This is a genomic window from Pseudonocardia oceani (genome assembly GCF_019263585.2).
Lineage (GTDB): Bacteria > Actinomycetota > Actinomycetes > Mycobacteriales > Pseudonocardiaceae > Pseudonocardia > Pseudonocardia oceani.
Map to the genome: position 1 here is coordinate 5,809,083 of NZ_JADQDF010000001.1, position 26,794 is coordinate 5,835,876.

General features: G+C 71.6%; 27 protein-coding genes and 1 pseudogene. 14 read left to right on the plus strand and 14 right to left on the minus strand.

All coding sequences use genetic code 11. From position 1 onward, the window contains the following. The first annotated feature begins 9 nt into the window (after positions 1-9). From I4I82_RS29100 to I4I82_RS29120, 5 genes are read left to right on the plus strand one after another with little or no spacing between them, the layout of a single operon-like run. On the plus strand, positions 10-789 hold the full coding sequence (locus I4I82_RS29100; protein WP_218596249.1) for an SDR family NAD(P)-dependent oxidoreductase: 780 nt from the start codon (positions 10-12) through the stop codon (positions 787-789). Continuing rightward, on the plus strand, positions 786-3,089 hold the full coding sequence (locus I4I82_RS29105; RefSeq protein WP_218593503.1) for a xanthine dehydrogenase family protein molybdopterin-binding subunit: 2,304 nt from the start codon (positions 786-788) through the stop codon (positions 3,087-3,089). Before I4I82_RS29100 ends, I4I82_RS29105 begins: the two co-directional genes overlap by 4 nt. Then, positions 3,086-3,814 (plus strand): enoyl-CoA hydratase, encoded by a 729-nt coding sequence (locus I4I82_RS29110; RefSeq protein WP_218593502.1) that lies wholly within the window; start codon positions 3,086-3,088, stop codon positions 3,812-3,814. Before I4I82_RS29105 ends, I4I82_RS29110 begins: the two co-directional genes overlap by 4 nt. A 4-nt stretch (positions 3,815-3,818) precedes the next feature. Then, positions 3,819-4,628 carry an FAD binding domain-containing protein gene (locus tag I4I82_RS29115; RefSeq protein WP_218593501.1) on the plus strand — a complete coding sequence of 270 codons (810 nt, stop codon included), beginning with the start codon at positions 3,819-3,821 and terminating at the stop codon, positions 4,626-4,628. 24 nt (positions 4,629-4,652) lie between these two features. Further along, on the plus strand, positions 4,653-5,144 hold the full coding sequence (locus I4I82_RS29120) for a (2Fe-2S)-binding protein (protein ID WP_218593500.1): 492 nt from the start codon (positions 4,653-4,655) through the stop codon (positions 5,142-5,144). Positions 5,145-5,157: 13 nt separating this feature from the next. On the opposite strand, the gene I4I82_RS29125 is transcribed toward I4I82_RS29120, so the two are convergent. From I4I82_RS29125 to I4I82_RS29155, 7 genes are all read right to left on the minus strand, one after another. Then, a complete protein-coding gene (locus I4I82_RS29125) occupies positions 5,158-5,472 on the minus strand; it encodes a hypothetical protein (RefSeq protein ID WP_218593499.1) in 315 nt (104 codons plus the stop codon). 4 nt (positions 5,473-5,476) lie between these two features. Beyond that, complete coding sequence (locus tag I4I82_RS29130; RefSeq protein ID WP_218593498.1) at positions 5,477-7,108, minus strand: AMP-binding protein; 1,632 nt, start codon at positions 7,106-7,108, stop codon at positions 5,477-5,479. Beyond that, positions 7,105-8,454: an enoyl-CoA hydratase/isomerase family protein gene (locus I4I82_RS29135; RefSeq protein WP_218596250.1), complete on the minus strand. Its 1,350-nt coding sequence runs from the start codon at positions 8,452-8,454 to the stop codon at positions 7,105-7,107. The genes I4I82_RS29130 and I4I82_RS29135 overlap by 4 nt, the downstream gene beginning before the upstream one ends. A 1-nt stretch (position 8,455) precedes the next feature. Then, entirely contained in the window at positions 8,456-12,067 is a 3,612-nt protein-coding gene (locus tag I4I82_RS29140; RefSeq protein ID WP_218596251.1) for an indolepyruvate ferredoxin oxidoreductase family protein, read from the minus strand. Between the two features lie 83 nt (positions 12,068-12,150). Further along, entirely contained in the window at positions 12,151-12,828 is a 678-nt protein-coding gene (locus I4I82_RS29145; protein ID WP_218594002.1) for a Crp/Fnr family transcriptional regulator, read from the minus strand. 917 nt (positions 12,829-13,745) lie between these two features. Then, complete coding sequence (locus I4I82_RS29150; protein ID WP_218596547.1) at positions 13,746-14,168, minus strand: tyrosine-type recombinase/integrase; 423 nt, start codon at positions 14,166-14,168, stop codon at positions 13,746-13,748. Further along, entirely contained in the window at positions 14,169-14,717 is a 549-nt protein-coding gene (locus I4I82_RS29155) for a TerD family protein (RefSeq protein WP_218597079.1), read from the minus strand. It lies immediately after the preceding gene. 49 nt (positions 14,718-14,766) lie between these two features. Here I4I82_RS29155 and I4I82_RS29160 point away from each other — a divergent pair, with 49 nt between their 5' ends. Both I4I82_RS29160 and I4I82_RS29165 read left to right on the plus strand, forming a co-directional pair. Further along, positions 14,767-15,063 carry a hypothetical protein gene (locus I4I82_RS29160; RefSeq protein ID WP_218592338.1) on the plus strand — a complete coding sequence of 99 codons (297 nt, stop codon included), beginning with the start codon at positions 14,767-14,769 and terminating at the stop codon, positions 15,061-15,063. Next, complete coding sequence (locus tag I4I82_RS29165; RefSeq protein ID WP_218592339.1) at positions 15,060-15,407, plus strand: hypothetical protein; 348 nt, start codon at positions 15,060-15,062, stop codon at positions 15,405-15,407. Before I4I82_RS29160 ends, I4I82_RS29165 begins: the two co-directional genes overlap by 4 nt. A 282-nt stretch (positions 15,408-15,689) precedes the next feature. On the opposite strand, the gene I4I82_RS29170 is transcribed toward I4I82_RS29165, so the two are convergent. From I4I82_RS29170 to I4I82_RS29185, 4 genes and pseudogenes are all read right to left on the minus strand, one after another. Continuing rightward, entirely contained in the window at positions 15,690-16,145 is a 456-nt protein-coding gene (locus I4I82_RS29170; RefSeq protein WP_225920716.1) for a nitroreductase family deazaflavin-dependent oxidoreductase, read from the minus strand. Between the two features lie 27 nt (positions 16,146-16,172). Next, on the minus strand, positions 16,173-16,901 hold the full coding sequence (locus I4I82_RS29175) for an ABC transporter permease (RefSeq protein ID WP_218592340.1): 729 nt from the start codon (positions 16,899-16,901) through the stop codon (positions 16,173-16,175). Beyond that, positions 16,898-17,823: pseudogene (locus I4I82_RS29180) on the minus strand (ABC transporter ATP-binding protein). The gene I4I82_RS29175 and the pseudogene I4I82_RS29180 overlap by 4 nt, the downstream one beginning before the upstream one ends. Before the next feature lie 54 nt (positions 17,824-17,877). Continuing rightward, positions 17,878-18,144, minus strand: coding sequence for a response regulator transcription factor (locus I4I82_RS29185; protein ID WP_226370312.1), 267 nt, complete (start codon positions 18,142-18,144; stop codon positions 17,878-17,880). A 401-nt stretch (positions 18,145-18,545) separates the two neighbouring features. Here I4I82_RS29185 and I4I82_RS29190 point away from each other — a divergent pair, with 401 nt between their 5' ends. The 6 genes from I4I82_RS29190 (at position 18,546) to I4I82_RS29215 (ending at position 23,963) form a co-directional block, all read left to right on the plus strand. Next, complete coding sequence (locus I4I82_RS29190; protein WP_226370313.1) at positions 18,546-20,018, plus strand: nicotinate phosphoribosyltransferase; 1,473 nt, start codon at positions 18,546-18,548, stop codon at positions 20,016-20,018. 79 nt (positions 20,019-20,097) lie between these two features. After that, on the plus strand, positions 20,098-20,757 hold the full coding sequence (locus I4I82_RS29195; RefSeq protein WP_225920717.1) for an HAD family hydrolase: 660 nt from the start codon (positions 20,098-20,100) through the stop codon (positions 20,755-20,757). Next, entirely contained in the window at positions 20,754-21,785 is a 1,032-nt protein-coding gene (locus tag I4I82_RS29200; protein WP_225920718.1) for a ribose-phosphate diphosphokinase, read from the plus strand. Before I4I82_RS29195 ends, I4I82_RS29200 begins: the two co-directional genes overlap by 4 nt. 34 nt (positions 21,786-21,819) lie before the next feature. Next, complete coding sequence (locus I4I82_RS29205; protein ID WP_218592342.1) at positions 21,820-22,026, plus strand: hypothetical protein; 207 nt, start codon at positions 21,820-21,822, stop codon at positions 22,024-22,026. Between the two features lie 19 nt (positions 22,027-22,045). Then, positions 22,046-23,215 (plus strand): acyl-CoA dehydrogenase family protein, encoded by a 1,170-nt coding sequence (locus tag I4I82_RS29210; RefSeq protein WP_372451431.1) that lies wholly within the window; start codon positions 22,046-22,048, stop codon positions 23,213-23,215. Positions 23,216-23,378: 163 nt separating this feature from the next. After that, positions 23,379-23,963 carry an LOG family protein gene (locus I4I82_RS29215; RefSeq protein WP_225920719.1) on the plus strand — a complete coding sequence of 195 codons (585 nt, stop codon included), beginning with the start codon at positions 23,379-23,381 and terminating at the stop codon, positions 23,961-23,963. Positions 23,964-24,468: 505 nt separating this feature from the next. Here the strand turns inward: I4I82_RS29215 and I4I82_RS29220 are convergent. Next, complete coding sequence (locus tag I4I82_RS29220; protein WP_218592343.1) at positions 24,469-24,693, minus strand: hypothetical protein; 225 nt, start codon at positions 24,691-24,693, stop codon at positions 24,469-24,471. 1,018 nt (positions 24,694-25,711) lie between these two features. On the opposite strand from I4I82_RS29220, the gene I4I82_RS29225 reads away from it, so the two are divergent. Then, the gene (locus I4I82_RS29225; protein WP_218592344.1) at positions 25,712-26,242 is read left to right on the plus strand and encodes a hypothetical protein; all 531 of its coding nucleotides are present in this window, start codon (positions 25,712-25,714) and stop codon (positions 26,240-26,242) included. Here I4I82_RS29225 and I4I82_RS29230 read toward each other — a convergent pair. Both I4I82_RS29230 and I4I82_RS29235 read right to left on the minus strand, forming a co-directional pair. Further along, complete coding sequence (locus I4I82_RS29230) at positions 26,239-26,568, minus strand: TSUP family transporter (RefSeq protein ID WP_218596252.1); 330 nt, start codon at positions 26,566-26,568, stop codon at positions 26,239-26,241. The genes I4I82_RS29225 and I4I82_RS29230 overlap by 4 nt on opposite strands. Positions 26,569-26,587: 19 nt before the next feature. Next, complete coding sequence (locus I4I82_RS29235) at positions 26,588-26,794, minus strand: hypothetical protein (protein ID WP_218596253.1); 207 nt, start codon at positions 26,792-26,794, stop codon at positions 26,588-26,590.

Genomic DNA, 26,794 nt, shown 5'->3' on the forward strand with positions numbered 1-26,794 from the left:
GGCAGGAACATGGATCTGCAACTGTCGGGCACGAACGTCCTGGTCACCGGGGCGGGTCAGGGTCTGGGCCGCGCTCTGGGCATGGGCTTCGCCGCTGAGGGCGCGAACGTCGCCTTCCACTACAACTCCTCGGGCGAGGGCGCCGAGAAGGCGGCCGCCGAGGCCGCCGAGCTCGGTGTCCGCGCGATCGCCGTGGGCGGTGACCTGCGCGACGCCGGGGCCGTGGCGCGGATCGTCGAGCGGACGGAGAGCGACCTCGGCCCGATCGACGTACTGGTGAACAACGCCGCCGTCGCGGTCAAGCAGCGCTTCCTCGAGTCGACGCCGCAGGACTGGCAGGCGCAGATCGACGTCACGGTGACGGGGACGCTCCAGATCACCCACGCCGTGGCGACGCTGATGGCCGGGCGGAAGAGCGGCGCGATCGTGAACATGATGGGCGACTCCGGACGGGTCGGGGAGTCGGGGCTGCTCGTCACCGCCACCGCCCGTTCGACCACGGTCGGGCTGACGCGCTCGCTGGCAAAGGAGCTGGCCCGGTTCGGCATCCGCGCGAACGCGGTCTCGCTGGCGCTGGTGCGGTCCGACAACTTCGACAGCCACGCGGGCACCGGGGGGGCGGGGGACGGGGAAGCCGAGCAGATGAAGAAGATCCTGGCCCAGTACCCGCTGCGCCGGGTCGGGCACCCGGACGACATCACCCCGATGGTGCTGCTGCTGGCGTCGCCGCTGTCGTCGTGGACCACCGGCCAGGTCGTGTCGGTCAACGGCGGGTACGCGATGCCATGAGCAGCCTGGGAAGCAGTCCTCGCCGCAAGGAGGACCGGCGGCTGGTCACCGGCCACGGTCGCTTCGTGTCCGACCTCGAGCTCCCGCGCATGCGGCACGTCGCGTTCCTGCGCAGCCCCTACGGCCATGCCCGGATCACCGGCGTCGACGCCGGCGCGGCCCGCGCGGCCGGGTACCGCGTGTTCACCGGCACCGACTTCGCCCACGTGGCGCTGCGCGCGCAGTCGGCGCTGCCGTCCTACGTCGAGACCGACCAGCCGGTGATCGCCCACGAGAAGGTCTGCTTCGCGGGCGAGACGGTCGCCGCGGTGGTGGCGCGCAGCCGCTACCACGCCGAGGACGGGCTCGAGCTGATCGAGGTCGACTACGAGCCGTTGCCGCCCACGGTCTGCGCGTGGGACGAGCCGCGCGAACCCGTTCACCCGGAGGCCCCGGACAACGTCCTGCTCCAGCGCACCTTCGACGCCGGGTCCGTGGAGGACGCCTTCGCCGCCGCCGCCGTCGTCGTCGAGCGGGAGCTCGTCACCAACCGGCACTCCGGCAACCCGATGGAGTGCCGTGCGGGCGTGGCGCTGTGGAACGCGTCGGACCGCAAGCTCACCTTCTGGAACGGCACCCAGGTGCCGCACATCGTCCGCAACATGATCGCCGAGCTGATGGACCTGCCCGAGGGGAACGTCCGCGTGATCGCGCCGGACGTCGGCGGCGGCTTCGGTGTGAAGGCCGTGCTGTATCCCGAGGACGTGGCGCTGTGCCTGATGGCGCGGGCGGTGCCGGGCGTGCCGCTCAAGTGGGTGGAGGACCGCGCCGAGCACCTGCTCGCCGCCACGCACGCCCGAGACCACCGCTACGTGATGAAGGCCGGTTTCGCCACCGACGGGGAGCTGCTCGCCGTCGAGGCCGACGTGACCTGCAACGTCGGCGCCTACTCGGTGTACCCGTGGACGGCGGGGATCGAGCCGCTGATGGCGGGCGGGCTGCTGTCGGGCCCGTACAAGCTCACGAACTACCGCGCCACGGTGCGCGGGGTCGCGACCAACACCGCGCCGTCCGGGCCGTACCGCGGGGTCGCCCGCCCGTCCAGCGTCTTCGCCATGGAGGCGGTGCTCGACGACGGCGCCCGGGAGCTCGGGCTGTCGGGGGTCGACATCCGCCGGAGGAACCTCATCCGGCCCGAGGACATCCCGTACCGGATGCCCTCGCGCCTGGTCGACGACTCCGGCCACTACGACGAGTGCCTCACCAAGGCCCTCGACGCCCTGGGCTACGACGGCTTCCGCGCCGAGCAGGAGCGTCGCCGCGGTACCGACGAGCCGCAGATCGGCATCGGCTTCGCCTGCTACAACGAGCTCACCGGACTCGGCCGGGCCGCGAGCGCCGGCCCCCGGATGCCGTTCCGCACCGGGCACGACGCGTGCACCGTGCGGATGAACCCCGACGGGCGGGTCACGGTGTTCTCCGGCGTCACGTCGCAGGGCCAGGGGCTGGAGACGACGATGGCGCAGATCGTGGCGGACGGCGTCGGCGTCTCCTACGACGACGTCGAGGTCCGCATCGGCGACACCGACGAGTCGCTGTGGGGCTTCGGGGCGTTCTCCTCCCGCCAGGCCGTGATCGGCGGTGGTGCCGCGCACCGGACCGCCGAGGCGGTCAAGGAGAAGGTGCTGCTGCTGGCCGCGGGCCTGCTGGAGGCGGATCCGGCCGACCTGCGCATCGAGGACGGGCAGATCTCGGTGGTCGGTGAGCAGAAGGCGCGGATGTCGGTGGCCGAGGTGGCGCGGGTGGCCTACCTCGAGTCCAACCGGCTGCCCGAGGGGATCGAACCCGGGCTCGAGGCCACGAAGTTCTACGACCCGATCCGCGGCGCGTTCGCCGCAGGCGCGCAGGTCGCCGCGATCGAGGTGGACCGGACAACCGGTGAGCTCACGATCCTGAGGTACGTGTGCGTCGAGGACGCGGGGCGCGCGATGCACCCGCAGATCGTCGACGGGCAGATCCTCGGCTCGATCGCCCAGGGCATCGGCGGGGCGCTCTACGAGCACCTGGTCTACGACGACGACGGCAACCTGTCCACGGGCACGCTGCTCGACTACCTGATGCCGACCAGCGCCGAGGTGCCCGACATGGTCATCGGGCACGTCGCGCACCCGGCTGACAACCCGCTCGGCGTCCGCGGTGTGGGGGAGGGCGGCACCCTCGGCCCCAACGCCGTGCTGGCCGGAGCCGTCGCCGATGCCCTCGGCGTGCGGATCGACACCCTCCCGATCACTCCCGCGAGCGTCTGGACGGTGCTGCAGTGATCATCACGTCGTCACACGGCCGCACCGCGGTGATCGCGCTGGACCGGCCCGGGAGGCGCAACGCGCTGACCACGGCGCTGTGCCGCGCCGTCCGCGACGCCGTCGGGAAGGCCGTCGCGGACGGGGCGCGGGCGGTCGTCCTCACCGGTGCGGGCACGAGCTTCTGCTCGGGAGCCGATCTCGACGAGGTCTACACGGCCGACTTCCGCGACGCGCTCTACGCGATGCTGCACACCGTCACCGACGCACCGGTCCCGGTCGTCGCGGCGGTGAACGGGCCGGCGATCGGGGCGGGCACCCAGCTCGCCATCGCCGCCGACCTGCGCGTCGCCGCGCCGGGCGCCGTATTCGGCGTGCCGACGGCGAGGATCGGGCTGGCGGTCGACCCGTGGACGATCCGGCGGCTCGCACTGCTGGCCGGCAACGGTACGTCGCGGGCGCTCCTGCTGGCGTGCGACCAGCTCGACGCGGCCGCCGCCCGTGCCTGCGGACTCGTCGAGCGCCTCGGCGAGGTGGAGGACGCGATCGCGTGGGCGCAGGGGATGGCCGCGCTCGCTCCGCTGACCGTCGCCTACTCCAAGCAGGTGCTCAACGGGGTGTTCGAGCCCGTGCTCGACGAGGCGCAGCTGGACGCCGCGTTCGAGGGCTGCTGGTCCAGTGCCGATTTCGCGGAGGGCCGCCTGGCCCGCACCGAGAAGCGCCCGCCCGTGTTCGAGGGGAGATGACACGATGAAGTGCGCACCGTTCGACTACGTCCGCGCCGGCAGCGTGGAGGAGGTCGTGAAGGTCCTGGCCGACTCCGACGGTGACGGCAAGATCCTCGCCGGCGGGCAGAGCCTGGTCCCCGTCCTGGCCCTGCGGATGGCCCGGCCGTCGGTGCTCGTCGACGTCAACCGCATCCCGGGCCTCGGCGCGATCCGCCCGGTGGCCGGCGCGGTCGAGGTCGGTGCGCTGGCCCGGCACAGCGCGCTCGTCGCGCAGGCGCACCACCCGCTGCTGGCGGAGGCCGCGAGCTGGATCGGTCACACCGCGATCCGCTCCCGCGGTACGGCGGGCGGCAGCATCGCCCACGCCGACCCCTCGGCCGAGCTGCCCGTCGTCGCGGTCGGCACCGGGGCCACCGTCAGCGTGGCCGGCCCGCGAGGTGTCCGCACGTCCACGGCCGAGGAGCTGTTCGTCAGCGCCCTGGTCACCTCGCTCGGCGAGGACGAGATGATCACGAGCATTCGGTTTCCGCGGCCCGAGCGCTGGGGCTTCGCCGAGTTCGCGCGGCGCCACGGCGACTTCGCGCTGGTCATGGCGCTGGTCGCCGAGGTCGAGGGCGCCGTCCGCGTCACGATCGGAGGCGTCGGCGCCGTGCCCACCCGGGCTGCGGAGGCCGAGCAGGTGCTCGCTGCCGGCGGCACCGCCCGAGAGGCGGCGGCCGCCGCCTCCACCGGGATCGAGCCCACCGCCGACCTGCACGGCTCCGTGCCGTTCCGCCGCGCGATGGCCGCCGAGATGGTCCGGCGTGCGTGCGCCCGGGCCGGCATCGACTAGATCACCATCTCTCAGGGAGAGACCATGGACGTCACCTTCAGCGTCAACGGCGAGCGCGTCAGCCTCGACGTCGAACCCCGGCGCACCCTTGCCGACACCCTGCGCGAGGACTGCGGCCTCACCGGCACCCACCTCGGGTGCGAGCACGGCGTCTGCGGCGCCTGCACCGTGCTCGTCGACGGGCAGCCCGTGCGCGCCTGCCTCATGTTCGGGGTGCAGGCCGACGGCTCGTCGGTCACCACCGTCGAGGGGCTCGAGGGCGAGGACGGCGAGCTGCACCCGCTGCAGGAGGCGTTCGTCGAGCACCACGGCCTGCAGTGCGGCTTCTGCACGCCGGGGATGCTCATGAGTGCCCTGCACCTGCTCGACACCGACCCCGGTGCCGGCCGGGAGACCATCCGCGAGGAGATGTCGGGCAACATCTGCCGCTGCACCGGCTACCAGGGGATCGTCGACGCCGTGGAGGCCGCGGGTGCGGCGCTGCGCGGGGACGCGGACGGGTCGGTGTCGTCGTAGTCGGGCGGCCGGGTCAGCCGGTCGTGAGGTGGTGGCGCACGACCGCGACCACCGACGGCGGCGTGCTCTCGGTGCGGACGGTCGTGTCGCACACCGCCCCCCGGTCGGCGCGGCTGAGGAGCACCGACTCCGCGACGAGGACGGTGCCGGCCCCCCGCGGCAGTGCCACGACGTCGACGACGTGGCGGTGCACGGCGGCCCCGGCCAGCAGTCCCTGCGCAGCGGTCTCGGCGAGCACGAGGAGGTAGCCCGACCTCAGCCCGCCGTCGTCGTCGAGCATCACGCTGGTGACCGTCATCCGGGCCGGTGCCCGGTCCGCCTCGATCACGGCGCTACACCGCCGCCGGCTGGAGGATGTGGGCGTCGAGCCCCAGCTCGGCGACCGCGATCTCGCGCATGCGGAACTTCTGCACCTTGCCGCTCGCCGTCGCCGGGAAACGGTCCGTGAACCGCCACAGCGAGGGGATCTTCGAGCGGCTGATCCGCCCCACGCACCACGCAGCGAGGTCTTCGCCATGTGCCTGCGCCCCGTCCGTGAGCCGGACCCAGGCCATCACCTGCTCGCCGAGGCGCTCGTGCGGCACCCCGACGACGTGCGCGTCGGCCACGGCGGGATGGGTGCGGAGCAGCTCCTCGACCTCGCGCGGATGGATGTTCTCGCCCCCGCGGATGATCACGTCCTTGAGCCGGCCGACGATGCTCACGCTGCCGTCGTCGCCCATGACGGCGAGGTCACCGGTGCGCATCCAGCCGGCGGGATCGATGGCGTCCCGGGTAGCCGTCGGGTCGTCCCAGTAACCCGGCATGACGCTGTAGCCGCGGGTGCACTGCTCGCCGGGCGTCCCGGTGGGCACGACCCGCCCCGACACCGGATCGATGATCTTGACCTCGACGTGCGGGGTCGGCCGCCCGACGGTCGTGTCCCGCCGCGCCGCGGGGTCGTCGGGCAGGGTCTGGGTGGAGATGGGGGAGGTCTCGGTCATGCCGCAGACCGTGGACAGGTCGGGCACGTGCAGCTCGTTCCGGATCCGGGCCAGCAGGTCGGGGGCGCACGGCGCCCCGCCGATCAGGCCGGTGCGCAGGCTGTCGAGCCGGATGTCGCCGCGCCGCGGGTGCTCCAGCATCGCGAGGTACATCGTGGGCACGCCGTAGACCGCAGTACACCCCTCCTGCTGGATCGCCTCCAGCGTGCGCCCGGCGTCGAAGGTGCCGCCGGGCAGGACGAGTGCGGCGCCGTGGGTGCTGGTGCCCAGCGTGCCCAGCACCATCCCGAAGCAGTGGAACAGCGGAACCGGGACGCACACGCGATCGGTGGGGCCGAAACCGACGCCCGCGCCGACCAGGTGGCCGTTGTTGAGCAGGTTGTGGTGGGTGAGCGTCGCGCCCTTGGGGCGGCCGGTCGTGCCCGAGGTGTACTGGATCGCGACCGGGTCGTCGATGTCGACCTCCTGCTCGGCCGCGTCCACGGCGGCGGGGGAGCCGTCGAGGAGGTCGGCCCACCCACCCTCGAACGCGATCGCCTCGCGCAGGTCCGGGCAGTCGGCACGGAGCCGTGCGACCGTCGCGCCGCAGTCGGTGTCGCGGAACTGCGCGGCGTGCAGCAGCAGCGACGTGCCGGAGTGGGCGAGCGCGTAGCCGAGCTCGCCAGCCTCGTAGGTCGGGTTCAGCGCCACGAGGATCGCGCCGGCCCGGGCTGCGGCGAACTGCAGGACGACCCACTCGTACCGGTTGGCAGCCCAGACGCCGACCCGGTCACCCCGCCGGACTCCCCGGGCCAGCAGCGCGCCGGCGACCCGGCCGGTCTGCTCCCACAGCTCGTCGTAGGTCAGCCGCACGCACTGCGTGCGGTCGACGACCGCGGTGTGCCGGCCGAACCGCTCCGCGGTGCGCCGCAGGTTCTGGCCGATGGTCTCGCCGAGCAGCGGCCGGTCGACGCTCCCGCAGGCGTAAGACGGCGCGGTCACTTCACACCGCCGCGGCGCTTCGGGTCCCAGGCCTGCTCGAGGTTGCGGATGATCGCCGGGGAGTACATGCACCGCGCCTGCAGGATGGCGAGGTTCGCCATGTAGTGGCGGAAGGTCTCGAGGGGCTCGACGCCGATGCGCATCTCCGTGCGGTTGGCGTTGACACCGACCGGACCGGTGGCGGTCAGGGCGTCGACGGCGTTCGCGATCGCGGCCTGCATCCCGTCCTCGTCGACCACCAGGTCGTCGACGATCATGCGGCCCTCGGGGGAGTCGACGTAGATGTCGCGGTTGAAGAAGATGCCCTGTCGGGCGACGCGCTCGCCGACGAACCGGGGCAGGCGCATGTTGCCGCAGCCGGGGAGGAATCCCTCCCGGCGGGCAGGGAGGTTGACGTAGGCGCCGGACCGGGCGACCACCCGGTCCATGACGAGCAGGAACTGGCAGCCGCCGCCGATGGCGAAGGTGTCGACGGCGGCGATCCACGGCTTCTCGTGCCGCTCCTCGACGGCCGAGACCGCACCCGAGCCCAGCGAGTGCCCGCGGTACCACTTGGTGATCAGCCCGAGCTCGCGCTCGATGAAGAACTCGATGAGCGACACCTCGCCGTGGTAGAGCCGGGTGAGGTTGACGCCGGTGTCGAAGACCCGCCGGCCCGCGTACTTGGGGTGCTCGGAGACGGCGCCGCGCAGCACGCCGACCTCGATCCGGTCGTCGAGCAGGACCAGGTCGGTGGCGGTCTCCATGGCGGCCGTGGACTCGTCGTCCTCGGCGTTGAGGTACTTCTGGTGCTGGATCGTCAGGTGCCCGACGTTCGCGCGGCGCTCCAGCAGGCAGCTGCCCAGGTCGACGCGGTCGGTCCGGCGGAACTCCTCCAGCAGGCCCAGCGCCTCGCGGCGCGGCTGCGCCATGGCGTGCAGCAGGTGGTACCCGGTCCGGGCGTTGTCGAGCACCCGGGAGATCAGGATGCCCTGGTCGTACTCCCAGCCGTCCTTGTGCTTCTGCGGGTGGCGCCGCTCCTGCGCGATGCGCTCGCGCGACGGGACGAGACCTGGGACGAGGTCGGCGGCCGCGTAGGCCAGCTCGGCGACCCGCAGCATGCGCGTGCCGCCGTCGGTGAGGGCGTCGTACACCGCCTCGACGTGCCGGTCGAGGAAGCGCTCGCGGACGCCCCGGCCGCCGTCGAGGACCGCCTCGGCCCGCTCCTGCTGCTCCGCGGTGCGCTCGGCCTTCGGAGGCAGGGCAGCGAGCTGCTCGTCGAGGAGGGCGAAGTGCTCCGACGCCAGGGCCGCGTCCTTCTCGAAGTCGCCGGTGAGCTCGGTCGGGAGTGCCGGTGCGTGCGCCATGTCAGTCGTCCGTCTTCGTGAGGAGGGGCAGGGGCTTCGAGGGGCGGGGCGTCGGGGGCAGAGGCGTCAGGGGGAGTGACAGGGTGGTGGCGAGGCGGCCGCGCAGCACCTCCGCGCGGGCGACGGCCTCGGCGGCGGACCGCAGCTTGATGTCCTCGTAGCCGCGGATGTCATCGGGCAGCCGGGCCAGGTCCAGCACCGCGGCCCGGTTCTGCAGCCGCAGCTCGTCCATCGCGCCCAGGACGAGGTCGGTGTACCAGCCGACGAGCCGGCGTTCCTCGACGCGCACGCGGTCGCGCCCGAACGGGTCGAACCGGGTGCCGCGCAGCCTCCGCATGCGGGTCAGGGCGGTGAAGGCGGGATCCATCCAGCGTGCGCGGACCGAGATCTTGTTCCGCATCCCGAGCGCCCGCAGCACCGGCGGGTGGAGGTTGTACCGGACGACCGGCGAGCCGGCGAACATCCCGGACGCCCGGTGCTCGCGGCTGGAGCGCAGGTGCAGCCGCGCCACCTCGTACTCGTCCTTGTAGGCCATGAGCTTGAACAGGTTGCGGACCACCTCGCGCGTGATCGACAGGGCGGCCGGGTCCCCGAGGCGGGCCCGCTCCCGGGCGGCGACGTCGAGGACGACGTCGAGGTAGCGGGCCGCGTAGTCGGCGTCCTGGTAGGAGATCAGCTCGCCGACCCGCACGGCCAGCAGCCGCCGGTCCTCCTCGGGCAGGTCCGCGACGCGGGCCATGGCCGTGTCGTACGCCGCGCGCTGCGCGGCCGGCAGGAGCCCGCGGGCGTGTGCGCGCTCGGCCTCGGCGTCGCGGGGCGGCGGGGAGAGCAGCGCCCGGATCCGGGCGGGGTCGGCCACGGCGAGGCGGCCGTGGCGGAAGGCCTGGCGGTTCTGCTCCGCGGCCGTCCCGTTGAGCGCGATAGCCTCCTCGATCGCCGCCGACGACAGCGGCAGCATCCCGGCCTGGTAGGCGGCGCCGAGCGCCACCGTGTTGGTGGCCATGTAGTCGCCGAAGACCGTCTCGGCGACGGCCCGGGCGTCCACGCACACGGCCTCGGCGCTGAACCGGGTGACGGCGTCGACCATGGGGTCGACCGGCGCGGCGAGGCGGCTGTTCCGGATCATCTCACCGCTGGGCAGCAGGCCGGTGTTGACGAGCGCGCGGGTCCGGTCGGGGGAGCAGCGGTCGAGGTTCGCAGGGTCGGTCGCGGCCATCGCGTCGACCGCCAGGTAGAGGTCGGCTCGGGCCGCGCCCACCTTGTTGGCGTCGACGCCGGTGCCGCGCGGGCTCAGGACCAGGCTGCTCAGGACCGCGCCCCACTTCTGGGCCGCGCCGGTCTGGTCGTAGCTCAGCGCCTCGGCGCCGTCGATCAGCGCGGCCCAGGCGAGCACCGAGTTGAGCGTCAGCACCCCCGTGCCGCCGACCCCGGGCACGAAGACGTGGAACGGCCGGTCCAGGGCCGGGCGCCGCGGCTCGGGGATCTCCGCCGCGTCCACCGGGACGTACTCCGGCCTGATCAGGCCCTCCGAAGCGGTGACCGTGAGGAAGGAGGGGCAGTCGCCCTTGAGGCACGAGTGGTCCTGGTTGCAGGAGGACTGGTGCACCGTCGTCTTGGGCCCGAACTCGGTGTCGTCCTTGTGCAGCGACATGCAGTTGGTGATCTCGCCGCAGTCGCCGCAGTCCTCGCACACGCCCTGGTCGACCACCACGAACGTCGACGCCTCCGGCGCCGTGCCGCGCTTGCGCTTGCGGCGCCGTTCGTTGGCGCACTCGCCGTCGTAGAGGAAGACCGTGACGCCGGCGGTCCGCTGCAGGTCGCGCAGGACCGTGCCGATCTCGTCCGCGCCGTGCACCGTCGCGATCGCGGGGAGCTCCGCCCGGCGGTAGACGGCGGGGTCGTCGGCGACGATCGCGATCTTCGTGACGCCCTCCAGAGCGAGCAGGCCCGCCAGCGTCGGCACGTCCGCCTGCCCGATCGGCTCCTGCGCGCCGGTGTTCGCGACCGCGCCGTTGTAGAGGATGCGGTAGGTCATCGTCACGCCCGCGGCGACCGAGAACCGGATGCCCAGGTAGCTGGAGTGGAACAGGCTGCCGTCGCCCTGGTTCTGGATGACGTGCTCCAGGTCGGTGAAGGGGCTCAGCCCGATCCAGGCGACGCCCTCGCCGCCCAGCGGGAACGTCGCATCGATCCGCCGCTCGGGCTGCTCGATGATCGAGGCGAAGATGTGGCAGCCCGGGGCGCCCCAGGCGACCTGGCCGTCGGGCACCACGGTCGACACGTTGTGCGGGCAGCCCGAGCAGTAGTTCGGCGACCGCTTGAGCATCGCGGTGTAGTCGCGCCCGCGGACCTGCTCGAGCTCGTCGGTGCGGCGGGTGACGGTGATCCGCTCCGGTATCCGGGCGCGCAGGATCGGCGCCAGGCCGGCGGCGACCGCGTCGGCGTCGAGGCTGCCGTACTCCGGGAAGCGGACGCGGCCCGCGGCGTCGCGCTTGCCGTGCACCCGCGGGTGGGCCGCGAGGTTGCACACCGCGGACCGGACCGCGTCCTCGAGGATCGGGCGCTTCTCCTCGATGACGACCACCTCGTCGAGGTCGCCGACCGCCTCGCTGACGAAGTCGGCGTCCAGCGGGTAGAGCGCACCGATCTTGATCAGCCGGATCCCGGCGCGGCGCAGGTCGTCGTCGTCGACACCCAGGTCGCGCAGCGCCTGGACGGTGTCGGCGTAGCTCTTGCCGGCGGTGAGCAGTCCGATGCGGTCGTCCCGTCCTCGGACCCGCACCTTGTCCAGCGCGTTCGCCCGGGCGTAGGCGACGGCCGCGGGGTGCCGCTCGGTGAAGACGTGCCGTTCGGTCTCGACGACCTTGCCGGGGAAGAACGCGTGGTCCTGCCACTTGCGGAACGGCCGGCCGTCGATCTCGAACTCGGGGACGACGATCCGGGGCTCGCCCCGGACGAGGTCGAGGGTCTGGCCGCCGTCGCAGAGCTGGGCGACGAGCTTCATCGCCACCCAGCACCCCGAGAACCGCGACATCGCGACCGCGTGCTGCGCGTAGGTGAGGAACTCCGCCACCGACGACGGGTAGAGCACAGGGATCCCGGCGTGGGCGAAAGCGTACTCCTGCTCGAACGGCAGGGACGAGCTCTTCGCCTCGTGGTCCTCCCCGCTGAGCACGACGACCGCGCCGTGCGTGGTCGTGCCGCCGAAGTTGCCGTGGCGCAGCGAGTCGCCGGCCCGATCCAGCCCGGGGCCCTTGCCGTACCAGAACCCGGTCACCCCGTCGTAGCGGCTGTGCGGGTACCGCTCGAGCAGCTGCGTCCCCATCAGCGCCGACGCGGCGAGCTCCTCGTTCTGCCCCATCCGGTGGACAACGTCGTGTTCGGTGAGCAGGCCGCGGTTCTGCTGCAGCGCCAGGTCGTAGCCGCCGAGCGGGGACCCCGGGTAGCCGGTGATGAACGTGCCGGTGCGGAGCCCGGCGCGCCGGTCCCGCCGGACCTGGTCCAGCGGTGCCCGCACCAGCGCCTGGACCCCGGTCAGGAAGACGCGGCCGTCCTCCAGCTGGTAGCGGTCCTCCAGCGCCACCCGCGGCGGCCGCCCCACATCGATCGACATGCGTCGCTCCCGGTCCTCGTCGTGCTGAGGACGTCAGCGTGGCGCGTGTTGGCCGTGATGTCGGTAACACACGATACGGACGGTCAGGGCCGGTAGCCGCCGGCGACGGCGCGCAGCGCGTCCAGATCCGGAACGACGATCTCCCGCCCGTGCCTGCGCACCACGCCCTCCTCGAGCAGCCGCGCGAGCTCTCGGCTCATCGTCACGCGCGTGACACCGATCATCAGGGACAGCTCGTCGAGCGAGTACTGGACGCGCAGCCGGAGGCTGCCGTCCGGCTGCAGCACGCCGTAGGCCTCGACGAGGTGGTCGAGCACGAGTGCGACGCGCCCCCGGGCCGGGAGCCCGTCGGCGGCGATGTGCATGGCGAACAGGCGCGCCTTGCGGGAGATGCGGCGCGTCATCTCGACGAGGATCGCCGGCTGTGCCCGGGCGGCCTCGATCACCGCCTGCCTGCTGATCACCGACATCTCGCTGTCGGTGACGGCGACGCAGGAGGCGTACCGGGGGAGTCCGTCGAAGCAGGTCGACTCGCCGAGCCCGGCACCGGGCTCGGCGTAGGACAGGACCCGCTCGGACCCGTCGGCCCGCGTCAGGTAGATGCGCAACCGGCCACTGACGACCTGGTAGAAGAAGTCCGACACCGACCCCTGGCGGTAGACGAACTCCCCGGCGCGATAGCGGCGCACCTCGCCCAGCGCCGCGATCCGGTCCGCGATCGTCGGGTCCTCGGTGAGCAGGAACGGCGATGTGGTCGACACCTCCCGCCCGCGCCTTGCGGCCGCATCTCCTCGATCACTCACGGTGGTCACGGGAGCCCCCTGCGCTGTGTTCCGGCCAGTGATACTAGCGATCGTTAGTCGGTTCTGGCCGGTCTGCCCAGCGGTGCGAACCTGCCGCGGCTCAGGAGCTGAGTCCGATGCTGCGGACGAGGTGCTGGGACGATGACGAGGTGCTGGCAAGAAGGGGCGCCGGGAGACTGCTGGTGCGATGAGCCGATCACCCGCTCCCGCTCGCTACCGGCCGGCTACGAGGAACGACCCGGAGTAGCTGCGGGCGAAGGCGGATGCCGGTGGATGCGGAACCGATGTCCGGTCTCCTTCGGACGAGGCAGGTCGGGTGCGTCGTTCGTCGTTGCGCACGGTGAGGGTGAGGGAGTGGACGCCGGGCTTGTCCGGGGCGCGGAACCACGCGGCGTACTCGCCTTCGGACTCCGCCTCGAAGGTTCCCGCGCGGAAGCGGACGGCGCGAGTGCCTCCTGGGCCGCTCAACCGGGCGCCGACCCTGATCCCGGTGAGCAGCCGGTCTGCGGAGGGGTGCCGTCGCTCCCGGTACCCACCGAGTGGTGTGCAGCTGCCGGGGACCACCGGGGGACCAGCAGCCGTGCGCGAGCTGGTTCCTCCCTCACGGACCGCCGAGCTACCCGTGGGTCTGTACGTGTGTGACGTGCATGGGCGCCGTACCCACCGTCCTGGGGGTCAAGGGGTCGCAGGTTCAAATCCTGTCGTCCCGACGGTCGAAACGGGCGGTTCCTCTTCGTGGGGAACCGCCCGTTTCGTGTTCCTGACCTGGTGAAACGCAGTTGCGAGGTGAGGGTCGGCTGGGACGTTATCGACCATGAGACGCGGACGAGTCGATCTCGGAGCGTTCTGACAGCGGACGTTGACAGCAACGGCCTTCAGCCGGACAGCTGTTCGTCGAGGTGGTCGAGCGCTGCGCGCTGGGTCTCGAGGTTGACGTGGCCGTACACGTTCATGGTCATCTCGATCGCGCTGTGTCCGACGATCTCCATGACCACCCGCGGATGGACGCCGAGCGACAGCAGCAGGGAGACGCAGGTGTGACGCAGGCCGTGCAGCGGGACGCGACGGATTCCGTGCGCGTCGCAGAGCTGTCCGAACATCCGGGTGAGGTTGCGCGGCTCCAGTGGTGTGCCGTGGCGGGTGCCGAACACGTAGCCGTCCGGCGGCCACGGCCGTCCCGGCCCGGCGCCGTGCTGGAGCTGCAGACGCTGGTGGTGGGCGGCGAGAGCGTCGAGGCACCGGGGTGGGAGGGGGACGGTGCGGTTGCTGCGGCGGGTCTTGGGAGCGAACTCGCGCAGCTAACCGACCCCGAGCAGCGCGGCCAGCAGATCGCGGTGGCGCTCCACGAACTTGGTGTCGACGCCCGGCGCGGTGATCTCTCGCAGGTGGCGTCCGGAGCCGCGGGCCTGGTCCAGCCAGCGGTAGGCCGCGAGCAGGGGTGCCCATTCGTGCGCGGTGCGCAGGGAGCGCAGGGGATGGTCGGTCACCCACCGCCGGACGAAGCCGCGGCCGAGCCCGGCCAGACCGTCGTCGTAGCCCTGACCGACAGCCCTGACCCTCCACGTCGCGTCCCGGCGGTAGAAGTCGAAGAGGACCACGGCACGTTCGGTGGGCATCGGGGCCGGGACGGCGGGAAGGTCAACCCGGATTTCCTCGAACAGGTCGGCGTGGTCGAGGCCCTGCTCGCTGCCGTGGCGGACCAAGCCGTCCGGACTGGTTGGCTGGCTGTTGAAGATCACGTCGTGGTCGGCGAGGACGCGACGGTCCGATCGCAGGAGCAGGGCGAGGGCCATCGGAATCGACCCCCACGAACGAACTCGTACAGCGATAGCGCCGGATCCCACCACCCACTGAGCCTGACTCAGATCTGTGTGGTGTTGTGCGACGATGTAGGGCGTGCTGGACGACCTGTGGTGGCGCGATGAGGATGCGGAGTACATCCGCCGCCGCAGTGATCGTTACCTGGGTGCGACGAACATCGAACCGGAATGGACGTTGGAGGCGGCCGCGGATCCGCGCGGGATCGTGCACGACCCCGATCCGAAGAGCAGGACGGGCGCGGTCCGCATCATCGGCTTCTCGTCGAGCGCGGGTTTCGTGATCACGGTCATCGCGACGGGCGGGACGCATGCCGGAGTGACGGCGTGGAAGAGCAGTGGCGCGGACCTACGGGACTACGAGGGGCAGGGATGACGGTGGGCGATCGCGACGAGACACCGAGGCGGCCGGCTCGGCACGATGACGCTGACGTCGCTGCCGAGGTGCGTGCCGTCCGGGAGGAGTACGCGGACGAGGAGGCAGAGACGGCCGAGGTGGAAGCGGCGGAGAACGCGGCGGCGCTGGAGGTGGCGCTGTCGCTGCGCATCGACCGGGGGCTCGACGGGGCCCTGAAGCGGCGGGCGACCCAGGAACAGATCTCCCCGTCGGCGCTGGTCCGTCGTCTGCTGCGGGATGCGCTGCGTGGTGGGAACGAGCCCGTCCTCACGGCGCGGCAGGTCGAGGAGATCGCCCGACGGGTGATGCGCGAGTCGGCCTGAGTTCTGTCGGACGAGCCTGCCCGGGCACGTGGCGCCACGGTCGCGCTTGGGACCAATCTGGGACCACACGCACCGACCATCCACTCGCGGACCTGCATGTCGGGGTCACCGATGCCCGTCCTGTACCGCGTCTGACGTGCAGAAAACGTGCACAGTGGTGTTCTGGGGGTCAAGGGGTCGCAGGTTCACATCCTGTCGTCCCGACGGTCGAACTTGACCGAGGACGGTCCAGTTGCGGCAGGCTCCGCCGTTCGCCCGGTCAGGGCGCCTGTCGCAGTTCGACTATCGGCAGTGGCGTGTCCTGCAGGGTGATCGGGAGCCGAGCGCGCGCTCCAGCGCCGGCCGCATCGTGTCCCAGGCCCGGCGGTGGCGCGCTGCGTAGGCGTGCAGGGCGGCGTCCGCCTCGGCGGTCCCGAGCACCCGCGCGACGGCGGGCCTCGGCCCCCGCCACCCGGTCGACAGCCGTACGCGCGGCTCGGCGGACACGTTGCGGAACCACTGCGCGCGCCGGCCGAACCCGGACGCGACGACGTACACGCCGGGGGCGGGTCGCCCGATGACCTCCAGGACCACCCGGCGCCGGGCACCCGTGCGCCGCCCACGGTGCTCGAGCATCAGCAACCGGGTGCCGAGCAGGAAGCCCAACCGGGCGCGGTAGAGGTGGATCGGCAGCCTCATCAGCGTGCGGCTGCGCAGGAGGTGGCCGACCGTGCGGCCCAGGAGGGTGGCGGTGCTCATGATCGTCGTGTCCATCCTGTCGTCGGGTCAGGCCCGCCGGGCGTCGGCGCGGTAGCGGGAGGCGGCGAACAGCCCGAGCGCGGCGGTCCAGGCGAGGAGGACCCCGACGCCCGTCCAGCCGATCCCGGGCCCGCCGATGACCGCCCGGCCTGCGGCGTTGAGCCAGTACGAGGGCAGTGCCCGGGCGACGGCCTGCACCCACTCGGGCAGGATCTCGATCGGGAACCAGACGCCGCCCAGCAGCGACAGCGCGAGCAGCACGAACGTGCTCACGGCCTGGACGGACTCGCTGCTGCCGGTGAACCCGAGTGCGATCCCGAGCACCACGAACGGCAGCAGCGCTGTCCAGGTCACGCCGGCCAGCGCGAACCACCGCCACAGCGGGAGCGCTACCCCCAGCAGCGCCCCGGCGGTGTAGACCAGGACCAGCCCCGGCAGGGTGACCAGCCAGGCCGCCAGCCCCTTGACCAGCACGTACCGGCTCGGGGGCAGCGGGGTCAGCCGGAGCTGGCGGTTCCACCCGATCCGGCGTTCGAGCGCGATGGCTGCGGTGGAGAACAGCGCGCCGCCCAGCGAGCCGTAGGCCGCCATGCCCTGCATGGTGTAGGCGGTGGACGACACGCCGCCGAAGCGGGCGGCGCCGAAGAGGTTGGCGAACACCAGGAACAGGACCAGCGGCAGGACCACGGTGAAGACCAGCAGCTGCGGCACGCGCAGCACCCGCAGGATCTCCAGGCGCAGGTAGGTGGGGTTCATCGCGCCGGCTCCCCGGTCAGGGTGAGGAAGGCGTCGGTCAGGTCGGCGCCGGTGACCTCGACGTCGCGGGCGGCGGGTTCGCTCGCGAGCAGGGCCCGCAGGGCCCGGTCGGAGTCGTTGCAGCGCAGGACCACCGCGTCACCGTGCGTCTGCGCGGTCCGCACTCCGGGCAGGCCCGCCAGCCGGTCGAGGTCCGCGCCCGGCACGACGGCCCGAAGGGTGCGCCCCGTCGCGCGCCGGTGAGCTCGGTGACCGGCCCGTCGGCCGCGACCCGGCCCTGGGCCAGCAGCACGATCCGGTCGGCGTAGGCGCCCGCCTCCTCGAGGTAGTGTGTGGTGAACACGACGGTCCGCCCGGCCCGCCCCTGGCCGCGGATCGCGTCCCAGAACGCCGACCGCGAGGCGACGTCCAGGCCGGCGGTCGGCTCGTCGAGCACGAGCAGGTCGGAATCGGCCACCAGCGCGACGGCGAAGCGCACCCGCTGGACCTGCCCGCCGGAGAGCCGGTTGGTGCGCCTGCGCCGCAGATCGGCGATCCCCGCGACGTCGAGCGCGGTGTCGACGGCGAGCGGGCGGTCGTGCAGCGCGGCGACGAGCTCGACCAGCTCGCCGACCGTCACGTGCGGCAGCAGTTCCCCGGACTGCAGCAGGGCGCCGACCCGGCCGTCCCGCACCGCCTCCGCGGGTGACCGGCAGAGTACCCGCGCCGTGCCGGTGTCCGGAGTGCTCAGGCCGAGGACGAGGTCGAGGGTGGTGGACTTGCCCGCGCCGTTGGGTCCGAGCAGCGCGACGACCTCGCCCTGGCCGATCCGCAGGTCGAGGTCGGCCACGGCCGGCACCCGGCCGTAGGACCGGCTGACCCCGCGCAGGTCGACGGCCGGGGTCCCCGGCGGCTCCGGGCGGGTGTCGGTGAGGAAAGGCATGGGGCCACGCTGCCCCGCCGCGGACGGCGGAACATCCGCCAGCACGCCGAGGTTTCAGCGGGCCCGGCGCGTGGCGACCGCGGCGAGCTCGGTGCGCGACGAGAGCCCCAGCTTGCCGAACACGTGCCCGACGTGGGTCTGCACGGTGCGCCGCGACAGGAACAGGCGGTCCCCGATCTGCGGGTTGGACAGGCCCGGGGTGAACTCCTCGAGGGCGCGGTTCGCCTGGCCAACGTCGCGGCGTCCCTCTCGGTGGGCGGAGACGGCGCCCGGGGCGGCATGCCCACCGCTGACGAGTTGACGACGGAGGCCTCCATCCACGCCCTCTGATCTTCCACGACTGTCGGTATTGGAATCGTTTCTGACGTTCCATTGGACAGGAGCGAACGTTCGTGAGCGGACGCCCCCACGCGGCACGGCTCCAGGTTCCGCACCGGGGGCGCTGGAACTGCACTGTCTGTGGCGTGGGCGGCCGCTCGAGGCCAAGGTGCGCCTCGGAGCAGAGGTCGTCCTGCTTCATGAGGGCGAACTCGGTCTTCAGATGAGTTGACGGTCACACTAGAAAGGTTAATATGGTGTTGCCGAATGGGCCAACCCCTGGTGGTGGGCCAGTGCTTACGCAAGGCTGCTCGAAGGCGCAGAACCGCGGTTCCGCGCATCCCAAGTCCGTTGTGCCGTCCGACGTCGGCACGCAGGGCAGGTAGAAACGACTCTCTCGGAAGGTGGACGGGCCGATGGGCTACCTCGACAACCTGATCATCAACACCGACAACTACAAGCACTGCCACTACCCCCTGTACCCCCCGGGCACCGAGTACGTCTCGAGCTACATCGAGTCCCGTGGCGGCGACTGGCCGGTGACTCAGTTCGTCGGGTTGCAGGCGTACCTGCGCGAGTACCTGATGCGCCCGATCACGCTCGAGGACATCGACGAGGCCGAGTTCGTCACGCGCGAGCAGGGCATGCACTTCAACCGCGACAACTGGCTCGGCATCCTCAACGACCACGGCGGCTACCTGCCCGTCGAGATCGAGGCCGTGCCTGAGGGCATCGTCCTACCGGCGCGCAACGTCCTCGTCCAGCTGATCAACACCGACCCGAAGTACTTCTGGGCGACCAGCTTCTTCGAGACCGCCCTGCTGCGTGCCGTCTGGTACCCGACGACGATCGGCACGGTGAGCTGGCTGTCGAAGATGGTCATCAAGGAGGCGCTGGCCCGCACCTCCGACAACCCCCACCTGATCCGCAACATCCTGCACGACTACGGGGCGCGCGGAGTGAGCTCCCAGCAGTCCGCCGCGCTCGGCGGTCTGGCGCACCTGGTCAACTTCGACCAGTCCGACACGGTGCCCGGCATCCTGGCCGCCAAGCACTTCTACAACGCCGGCAAGGTCTCCAACTCGGGCCCGAACTCCGAGCACGCCGGCTTCTGCGCCTGGGGACGCGAGAACGAGGCCGATGCGCTCCGCAACATGCTCGACATCTACGCCGCGGATGGTGTCGCGCTCCTCCTCAGCGACACCTACGACCACGAGAACTGTGTCAAGAAGATCATCGGCGTCGAACTCAAGGACCAGATCCGCAACTTCCCGGGTCTGGTCGGGATCCGGCCGGACTCCGGCGACATCGTCGAGGTCACCGCGGACACCACCGAGTGGCTGATGGAGGCCTTCGGCTACGAGGTCAACTCGAAGGGCTTCAAGATCCTGCCGCCCTACATCCGGGTCGTGCAGGGCGACGGCGTCAACTTCCACAGCCTGCCGCAGGTGTACATGGAGCTCGAGCGCCGTGGTCTCGCCGCCGACAACGCGGTCTTCGGCATGGGCGGCGGCCTGCTGCAGCACTGGAACCGCGACACGATGAACTTCGGGCAGAAGGCGTCGGCGGTGTGCGTCGACGGTGAGTGGCGTGACATCTCCAAGCAGCCGACCGGCGCCTCGTTCAAGACCTCGAAGGCGGGCCGACTCGCGCTCAAGTACGAGAACGGCACGTACGTCACCGTGCCGAAGGGATCGATCCCGGAGTCGGAGAACGTGCTCAAGCCGGTGTTCCGCAACGGCAAGCTGCTCAAGAAGTGGGACTTCACCGAGCTCATCGCCAACGGCGAGCGTGAGGTTCCGGAGTCCTACTACATCACCCACGTCGGACAGATGCGCACTGTGGTCAACGAGGCCGCCGTGATCGCGTCGGCCTGACGCACCTGTGGTGCCGTCGCGGCCGGGTCCCCTCCCCGGCCGCGACGGCACCGCTCTCCGACCCCCTGGAGCCCGCTCGATGACCCGGACGCACCTGCACGTCTTCGACATGGACGGCACCCTCCTGCGCGGAGCCGGCTCGGTCGAGCTCGCTCGTCACCTCGGGACCTACGAGCCGGCCGACCGGGTCGAGCGGGCTTGGCTGCGCGGCGAGATCACCGACGTGCAGTTCTGGGAGCAGATGCTGCCGCTCTGGGCGGACGTCAGCGACGCCGAGATCGACGCGGCGTTCGCCGCGTCGGCCTGGATGGACGGCGTCCGCGAGGTCTTCGCCGACATCCGGTCCCGCGGCGAGCACATCGCCGTCATCTCGCAGTCGCCGCACTTCTTCGTCCGGAGGCTGGAGACCTGGGGCGCTCATCGCACGTTCGGATCCGACGTGGTTCCGGGCACCCCGACCCGCAAAGAGCGGCTCCTCACGCTGCAGCACAAGGTCGACATCACCCTGGCGCTGCTCGACGAGCTCGGGATCACCGATCAGGAGTGCGTGGCGTACGGCGACTCGACCTCGGACACCCTGCTCTTCGCGCGTCTGCCCTACTCCGTGGGGGTCAACTGCACCGCCCGCCTGCGGGAGAGCGCAACGGTGTGCTTCGAGGGCGACGACATCCGTGGCGCCTACGCGCTGGGCCGGCAACTGCTCGACGGCGCACGGGCCGGCCGCGGGTGCCCGGCATGACGACCGACATCGCGCCCGTACGGCCGGGTCCGACGAGCATGCGGTTCAGCTACGACAAGCGCCTCATGCCGTTCGCGGGCCGCGCCAACCCCGCTCTGGCCTCGGCGATCGCCGACCAGCTCGGCGTCGAGCTCGGCCCGGTGATCCTCAAGACCTTCTCCAACGACGAGACGTACTGCCGCTACACCGACTCCATCCGAGGTGCGGACGTGTTCATCGTCCAACCGATGTGTGGCAACCCCGCCACCGGCCTCAACGCCAACGACGCCCTGCTCGAGCTGCTCGTCATGATCGACGCCGCGGTCGGAGCCAGCGCGCACCGCGTGATCGCGGTGACACCCTGGTACGGCTACTCCCGCCAGGACAAGAAGTCCGCACCGCGCGAACCCATCTCCGCCAGGCTCGTGGCCCGCATGCTCGAGTCCGCAGGCGTGGACCGAGACCTGACCATGGACCTGCACGCCGGTCAGCTGCAGGGCTTCTTCTCCCGCCCGGTGGACCACATGACCGCGCTGATGATGCTCGCCGACCACTTCCGCGGGATCGAGGCGGATCCCGGGGAACTCGTCGTCGTCGCACCGGATGCGGGCCGGGTCAAGCTCAACAAGCAGTTCGCCACCCGCATGGGCGCGGGGCTCGCGATCCTGGACAAGGAACGCCCCCGCCAGCAGGTCGCCGAGATCGGGCACGTGATCGGCGACGTGCGTGATCGCACCGCGATCATCGTCGACGACATCATCGACACCGCGGGAACTCTGAGGGCGGCCGGCGAAGCCGTCGTCAAGGCCGGTGCCCGACGCGTGTTCGCCGCCGCGACGCACCCGGTGCTCAGCGGTCGCGCGCACGAGAACCTGGCGGTCGCACCGTTCGAGCGCCTCGTCGTCACCGACACGATCCCACTGCGCCCCGGCGTCCCGAACAACGTCGACGTCGTCTCCTGCGCGCCGCTACTGGCTGACTCCATCCGCCGCATCTTCACCGACGACTCCGTCAGCGAGGTCTTCGGCGGCAACAACCACCTGTTCTGACCACCCGAGCTGTTCCGACGAAGGGAACGTCCGCATGTCCGGCTCCCGCCACGATCCGACCGGGCCGGCGGAGGTCCGCATCGGCTGCAAGGACCGCGGGTTCGACATGGTGGCGGTGTCCGACCACGTCCAGCCGTGGCGCCACCACGGCGGACACGCTCCCAAGCGCTCGCACGGCTCGGTGCCGCCGGCGCAGCGACGACGTCCGTCTACCTCTGGCCGGCCCCCGCAGACCCTCTGACACCCACACCGGAGAACCCATGCCCGTGATGACGGACCCGCTGGACCTGCTGGACACCGCCTCCCTGCTCACCGAGGAGGAGCGGGACATCCAGCGGACCGTCCGTGACTTCCTCGACGACCGGACCCGTCCGCACATCGCCGAGTGGTACGACTCCGCGACCTTCCCCCGCGATCTGGTGCCCGAACTCGGCAAGCTCGGACTGCTCGGCATGCACCTCGACGGCTACGGCTGCGCTGGCACGAACGCCGTGAGCTACGGCCTGGCCTGTCTGGAACTCGAGGGGATCGACTCCGGCCTGCGCAGTTTCGTCTCCGTTCAGGGCTCGCTGTCGATGTACTCGATCTGGCGGTGGGGCTCGGAGGAGCAGAAGTCGGAGTGGCTTCCACGACTGGCCGCAGGCGAGGCCATCGGTTGTTTCGGGCTGACCGAGCCCGACTTCGGCTCCAACCCCGCCGGCATGCGCACCCGGGCGGTCCGCGACGGCGACGACTGGGTGATCAACGGCTCCAAGACGTGGATCACGAACGGTGGCCTCGCCGACATCGCGACGGTGTGGGCGCAGACCGACGACGGCATCCGCGGCTTCCTCGTCCCCCGCGCTACCCGCGGGTTCACGACGACCGACATCAAGCAGAAGCTGTCCCTGCGCGCGTCGGTGACCTCGTCGCTGCACCTGGAGGACGTCCGCCTCCCGGCGTCCGCACGACTGCCCGAGGCCCGTGGGCTGCGTGGGCCACTGGCGTGCTTGAACGAAGCACGGTTCGGGATCCTCTTCGGGGCGGTCGGGGCTGCCCGGGACAGCCTCCGCACAGCGCTGCAGTACGCGGACTCGCGCATCCAGTTCGACCGGCCGATCAGTGCCTTCCAGCTGACGCAGAAGAAGCTGGCCGACATGGCGGTCGCGCTCAACTCCGCCATGCTGGTGGCCCTGCACCTCGGTCGCTTGAAGGACCGGCACGAGCTCCGTGTAGAGCAGGTCAGCGTGGGCAAGCTGAACAACGTGCGCGAAGCGATCGCCATCGCACGGGAGTGCCGCACCATCCTCGGCGGCAGCGGCATCTCCGGGGAGTACTCGCCGCTGCGCCACGCCAACAACCTCGAGTCGGTCCGCACCTACGAGGGCACCGACGAAGTGCACACGCTGGTCATCGGCCAAGCCCTCACAGGCCAGGCGGCATACCGGTGACGGCAGCTCGCGAGTGCGTCGCCCGGCTCGTGGACGTCGCGCGATGCCTACGACCGTCCTGGGGCCAGCTCGCATGGGCCGTCCAGCACTCGTCACGGACGTGGGTCTCAGGACCAAGAGCTCGACACGATCGAGCGTTGCACGGAGCAGAACAGAGGAGCTGATGATGACGATCACGAGTCTGTGCGTGTTCTGCGGCTCGAACACCGGCCGGGGACCGCGGTACGTCGACGGCGCCCGACGGCTCGGACGACACCTCGCAGAGGAGGGCATCACCGTCGTCTACGGCGGTGCGAGCGTCGGCACGATGGGAACCCTCGCGGACGCCGCCCTCGAAGCCGGCGGCGCGGTGATCGGTGTGATCCCTCGCCAGCAGACCGGCCAGGAGATCGCCCACCAGGGCCTGACCGAGCTGTACGTCGTGGAGTCGATGCACGAACGCAAGGCGAAGATGGTCGAACTCGCAGGGGGTTTCATCGCGCTGCCCGGCGGCCTCGGAACACTGGAGGAGTTCGCCGAGGTCCTCACGTGGTCCCAACTCGGCATCCACTCCCTACCCACCGGCCTGCTCGACACCGACGGGTACTACGGGCACTTCCTCGCCTTCCTCGACCACGCTGTGGCTGAAGGGTTCCTCCGACAAGGCGACCGGGATCTCGTGCTCGCCGGACAGGATCCCGCGGAGCTCGTCGATGCGCTGCGGACCTGGGCGCCTGCAGGGGATCAGCACTGGCAGCCGGTCGAATGATCCTCGATGACCTGGGTCTATCAGGCGGACGCTGCAGATCGTGAAGGAGCGCCACCGCGTTCGGCACCGATCGGGTCGTTGCAGAGGACCACTTCGTGCTCGCCGGGTTCGCGACCGAGGTGGGCGTCGCGCACCACGTCGACAACGGCGTTCGCATCCTCTATCCGACAATTGGACGGGCGTGGACGCCTCGAAGGACACGTGGTGGTAACGGACTGCAGGGCCGCACTGTCGACCGCTCCCTCCATCTGAACGGTGGGTACGGCGATGGCAGACCACGGACCTCTTGCGGGGACCGTCGGGGCAACGGTTGCGTCGTCGTAGGCCTTCAACCACAGAACTGTCCGCGTGGTCGGACTGTGGTTGTTCCATGGTCACGGGTTCGACGGGACGGATGGCCGCCGCCACGCATGATCGGCGGCTGCCGACTCCCACGCCGCTTGAGCGGCCGCCTCGGCCGCCTCGGTCGCCCGTCGACGTGTCCGACCCGCGGCGATTCGCCGCGTCAGGCGACATCCAGGGCAGCTCGCCCGGTCGCCGTCAGGGAGGCCGTGCCGGTCGCCGTGGTCGCGTCGATGAGGGCGGCGTCGGTCAGGCGGGCGGCGAGGAACTGGTCGGCGCAGCAGAGGCCGTCGACGAGCAGGGTGGGTCCGGCGAGTGCGCACCTGCCCGCGGCGACGGCGCGCAGGGCGGCGCGGTCCCGGTGGTGCAGCGTGGTCGCTGTCGACATGGCGGGCCTCCCTCTCGCGCTCTGCGGTATTACAAGGAGGAGTGCGGGGGAGGGGCGGGAGTTGCGCGTCGAGGGGTGTCGACTGAGTGACTGACTGCATGATTGCGGCCATGAAGGCGAGCGGACGCAGCCGGACGTGTACGTACACTGACCTGCGCAAACAGACTTTCGGGGCCGACGTCACGAGGCCGTCCGGTGTGCCTGGGAGTCAAAGGGCCGCAGGTTCAAATCCTGTCGTCCCGACGGTCTGAACGGGCGGTTCCTCTTCACTGAGGAGCCGCCCGTTCTGCGTCTGACCTGCGACAACGTCCTTGGGCTTTCGCAGGGTCGTCGGACCACCCTCCGGCTGATTGATCATCGGGTGAGGCCCGATCCCGCGGTGAGTGACTTCGTCGAGCACGGCGTGCAGATGTTCTCGATGCGCATGCCTGAGGCGGACAGCAGAAGACGACGCCCCGCCCGGGCCGGAGGACCTGACGGCACGACGGCCGCGGCCGACAGCTCGTCGGCCGGCGCGCCGGAGGCGATCACGACTCCCAGCACGTAGCCGACGTCGTACCGGTTCCGCCGTCGGGCACCGCGCAGATGCCCGGGTCGCCGGTCCGTCGACCCGGCTGTCGGCAGGGCCCGCGCTGCCGGACACCCGCCGGTCCGCCCGCCGCAGGGTCATTGGACCGGATCCGGGGGGACCGACGGCACTGGAGCGGCAACCGGCCTGCCGGACACGCTGGTCCGGTCCCTGCGAGCAGGCGTCACCTGCTCGCCCCTCCCCGCAGTGAGCAGGAGCCCGGACGTGTCCGACGCCGATTCGCGATCCGCCTGGCGTCGGCGTCGATCCGCGCGCCGAGCGGCGGCGGTGGCCGGATGCGCGCTCGCACTGTCGACCGCGTCGCTGGCGGGGTGCGGCGCGCCGCCGTCGCAGGAGGTGGCGCTGCCGTCGTTCGCGGCATCGGCCGCGCCGCAGCCGGCAGCCGGGGCACGGCACGAGGGGGTTCCGCCGTGTGAGGTGCTGCTGCCGGTGGGGGAGGTGGAGGCCGTCCTCGGCCTGCCGCTGGGCGAGATCGTCATCCGCGAGGTGCACGACGTCGCGGCCCCGTCCGTCGGCCGGCTGCAGCGGACGTCGTGCACCTACGCCGGCACCGGGGCGGTCCGCGGGGAGGTGCTCGAGCTGACCGCGGGGCGCTACACCGACGCCGCCGCGGCGCGCGCCCAGCGGGAACGCAACGCCGTGGCCCGCAGCCTCGGGGCCGAGCGGCCCGTCGGGCTGGGCGCCGCCCGGGGCATCGAGCTCACCTCCGACGGCGGCCCGGAGCTGCTGCTCGACTACGGGCCTCAGGTGCTGGAGCTGAGGCTGCCTCCGGCCGGCGCGGCGCGCCCCGCCGCCGCGGACGTCCTCACCGATCTCGCCCTGCGGGCACTCGCGCGGTTGCCGGGGTCGGGGGATCCGGTGCCGCCCCGCGCTCCGGCCCCGACGGCCGGGCGGGCCCCTGGCGCCGACCCGGCAGACGTCGGGGTGATCGGGGCGCGGGCCCACGGCTCCGCAGGCTAGTGCGTGTCTCCAGAACGTGTGCTCTCCTCGCGGCGCGTCGGAGGCGTCAGCAGCAGCACGGCGGCCGGCGCCGCGATCCCGACCAGCATCGCCCTGGAGTTGATCACGATCACGGCCAGTGAGGTGGTCGCCGCCGAGCCCATGGGTAGGCCTAGGAGCAGGACGAAGGCGGGGATGATCAGGAAGCCGCCGCCGACGCCGAACAGGCCGGTGAGGAAGCCGACGGTGAGTCCTGCGGCGATGGACCTGGGTAGGCAGCCGCGCCAGTTCACGCCGCCCTCGGGGAGGGCGCAGTCCCCGCCGACGGTGTCGGTCGTGGTGAGCATGCGGACGCCGCGGCGATCATCAGCAGGGCGAGCCCGGCGAGGGCCAGGCGGGGGTCGAGGAGGCGGTTGACCGCGGCCCCGGCGGAGGCCGCACCGGCCCCGTCAGGCCGAAGATGCCGGCGATGCGCCAGCGGATCTGCCCGGCGCCCGCTCGTGGGACCAGCGCGGCGGCGGAGGAGACCGCGACGACGACCAGCGACATCGGGATCGCCGCGGCGACGGGCAC

Excerpts from the sequence above, each read along its gene's own strand:
- I4I82_RS29100 (WP_218596249.1), top strand. The coding sequence starts at position 10 with ATGGATCTGCAACTGTCGGGCACGAACGTCCTGGTCACCGGGGCGGGT.
- I4I82_RS29105 (WP_218593503.1), top strand. The coding sequence starts at position 786 with ATGAGCAGCCTGGGAAGCAGTCCTCGCCGCAAGGAGGACCGGCGGCTG.
- I4I82_RS29115 (WP_218593501.1), top strand. The coding sequence starts at position 3,819 with ATGAAGTGCGCACCGTTCGACTACGTCCGCGCCGGCAGCGTGGAGGAG.
- I4I82_RS29120 (WP_218593500.1), top strand. The coding sequence starts at position 4,653 with ATGGACGTCACCTTCAGCGTCAACGGCGAGCGCGTCAGCCTCGACGTC.
- I4I82_RS29135 (WP_218596250.1), bottom strand. The coding sequence starts at position 8,454 with ATGGCGCACGCACCGGCACTCCCGACCGAGCTCACCGGCGACTTCGAG.
- I4I82_RS29140 (WP_218596251.1), bottom strand. The coding sequence starts at position 12,067 with ATGTCGATCGATGTGGGGCGGCCGCCGCGGGTGGCGCTGGAGGACCGC.
- I4I82_RS29165 (WP_218592339.1), top strand. The coding sequence starts at position 15,060 with ATGACGGTGGGCGATCGCGACGAGACACCGAGGCGGCCGGCTCGGCAC.
- I4I82_RS29170 (WP_225920716.1), bottom strand. The coding sequence starts at position 16,145 with ATGAGCACCGCCACCCTCCTGGGCCGCACGGTCGGCCACCTCCTGCGC.
- I4I82_RS29175 (WP_218592340.1), bottom strand. The coding sequence starts at position 16,901 with ATGAACCCCACCTACCTGCGCCTGGAGATCCTGCGGGTGCTGCGCGTG.
- I4I82_RS29195 (WP_225920717.1), top strand. The coding sequence starts at position 20,098 with ATGACCCGGACGCACCTGCACGTCTTCGACATGGACGGCACCCTCCTG.
- I4I82_RS29200 (WP_225920718.1), top strand. The coding sequence starts at position 20,754 with ATGACGACCGACATCGCGCCCGTACGGCCGGGTCCGACGAGCATGCGG.
- I4I82_RS29205 (WP_218592342.1), top strand. The coding sequence starts at position 21,820 with ATGTCCGGCTCCCGCCACGATCCGACCGGGCCGGCGGAGGTCCGCATC.
- I4I82_RS29210 (WP_372451431.1), top strand. The coding sequence starts at position 22,046 with ATGCCCGTGATGACGGACCCGCTGGACCTGCTGGACACCGCCTCCCTG.
- I4I82_RS29215 (WP_225920719.1), top strand. The coding sequence starts at position 23,379 with ATGATGACGATCACGAGTCTGTGCGTGTTCTGCGGCTCGAACACCGGC.
- I4I82_RS29220 (WP_218592343.1), bottom strand. The coding sequence starts at position 24,693 with ATGTCGACAGCGACCACGCTGCACCACCGGGACCGCGCCGCCCTGCGC.
- I4I82_RS29230 (WP_218596252.1), bottom strand. The coding sequence starts at position 26,568 with ATGCTCACCACGACCGACACCGTCGGCGGGGACTGCGCCCTCCCCGAG.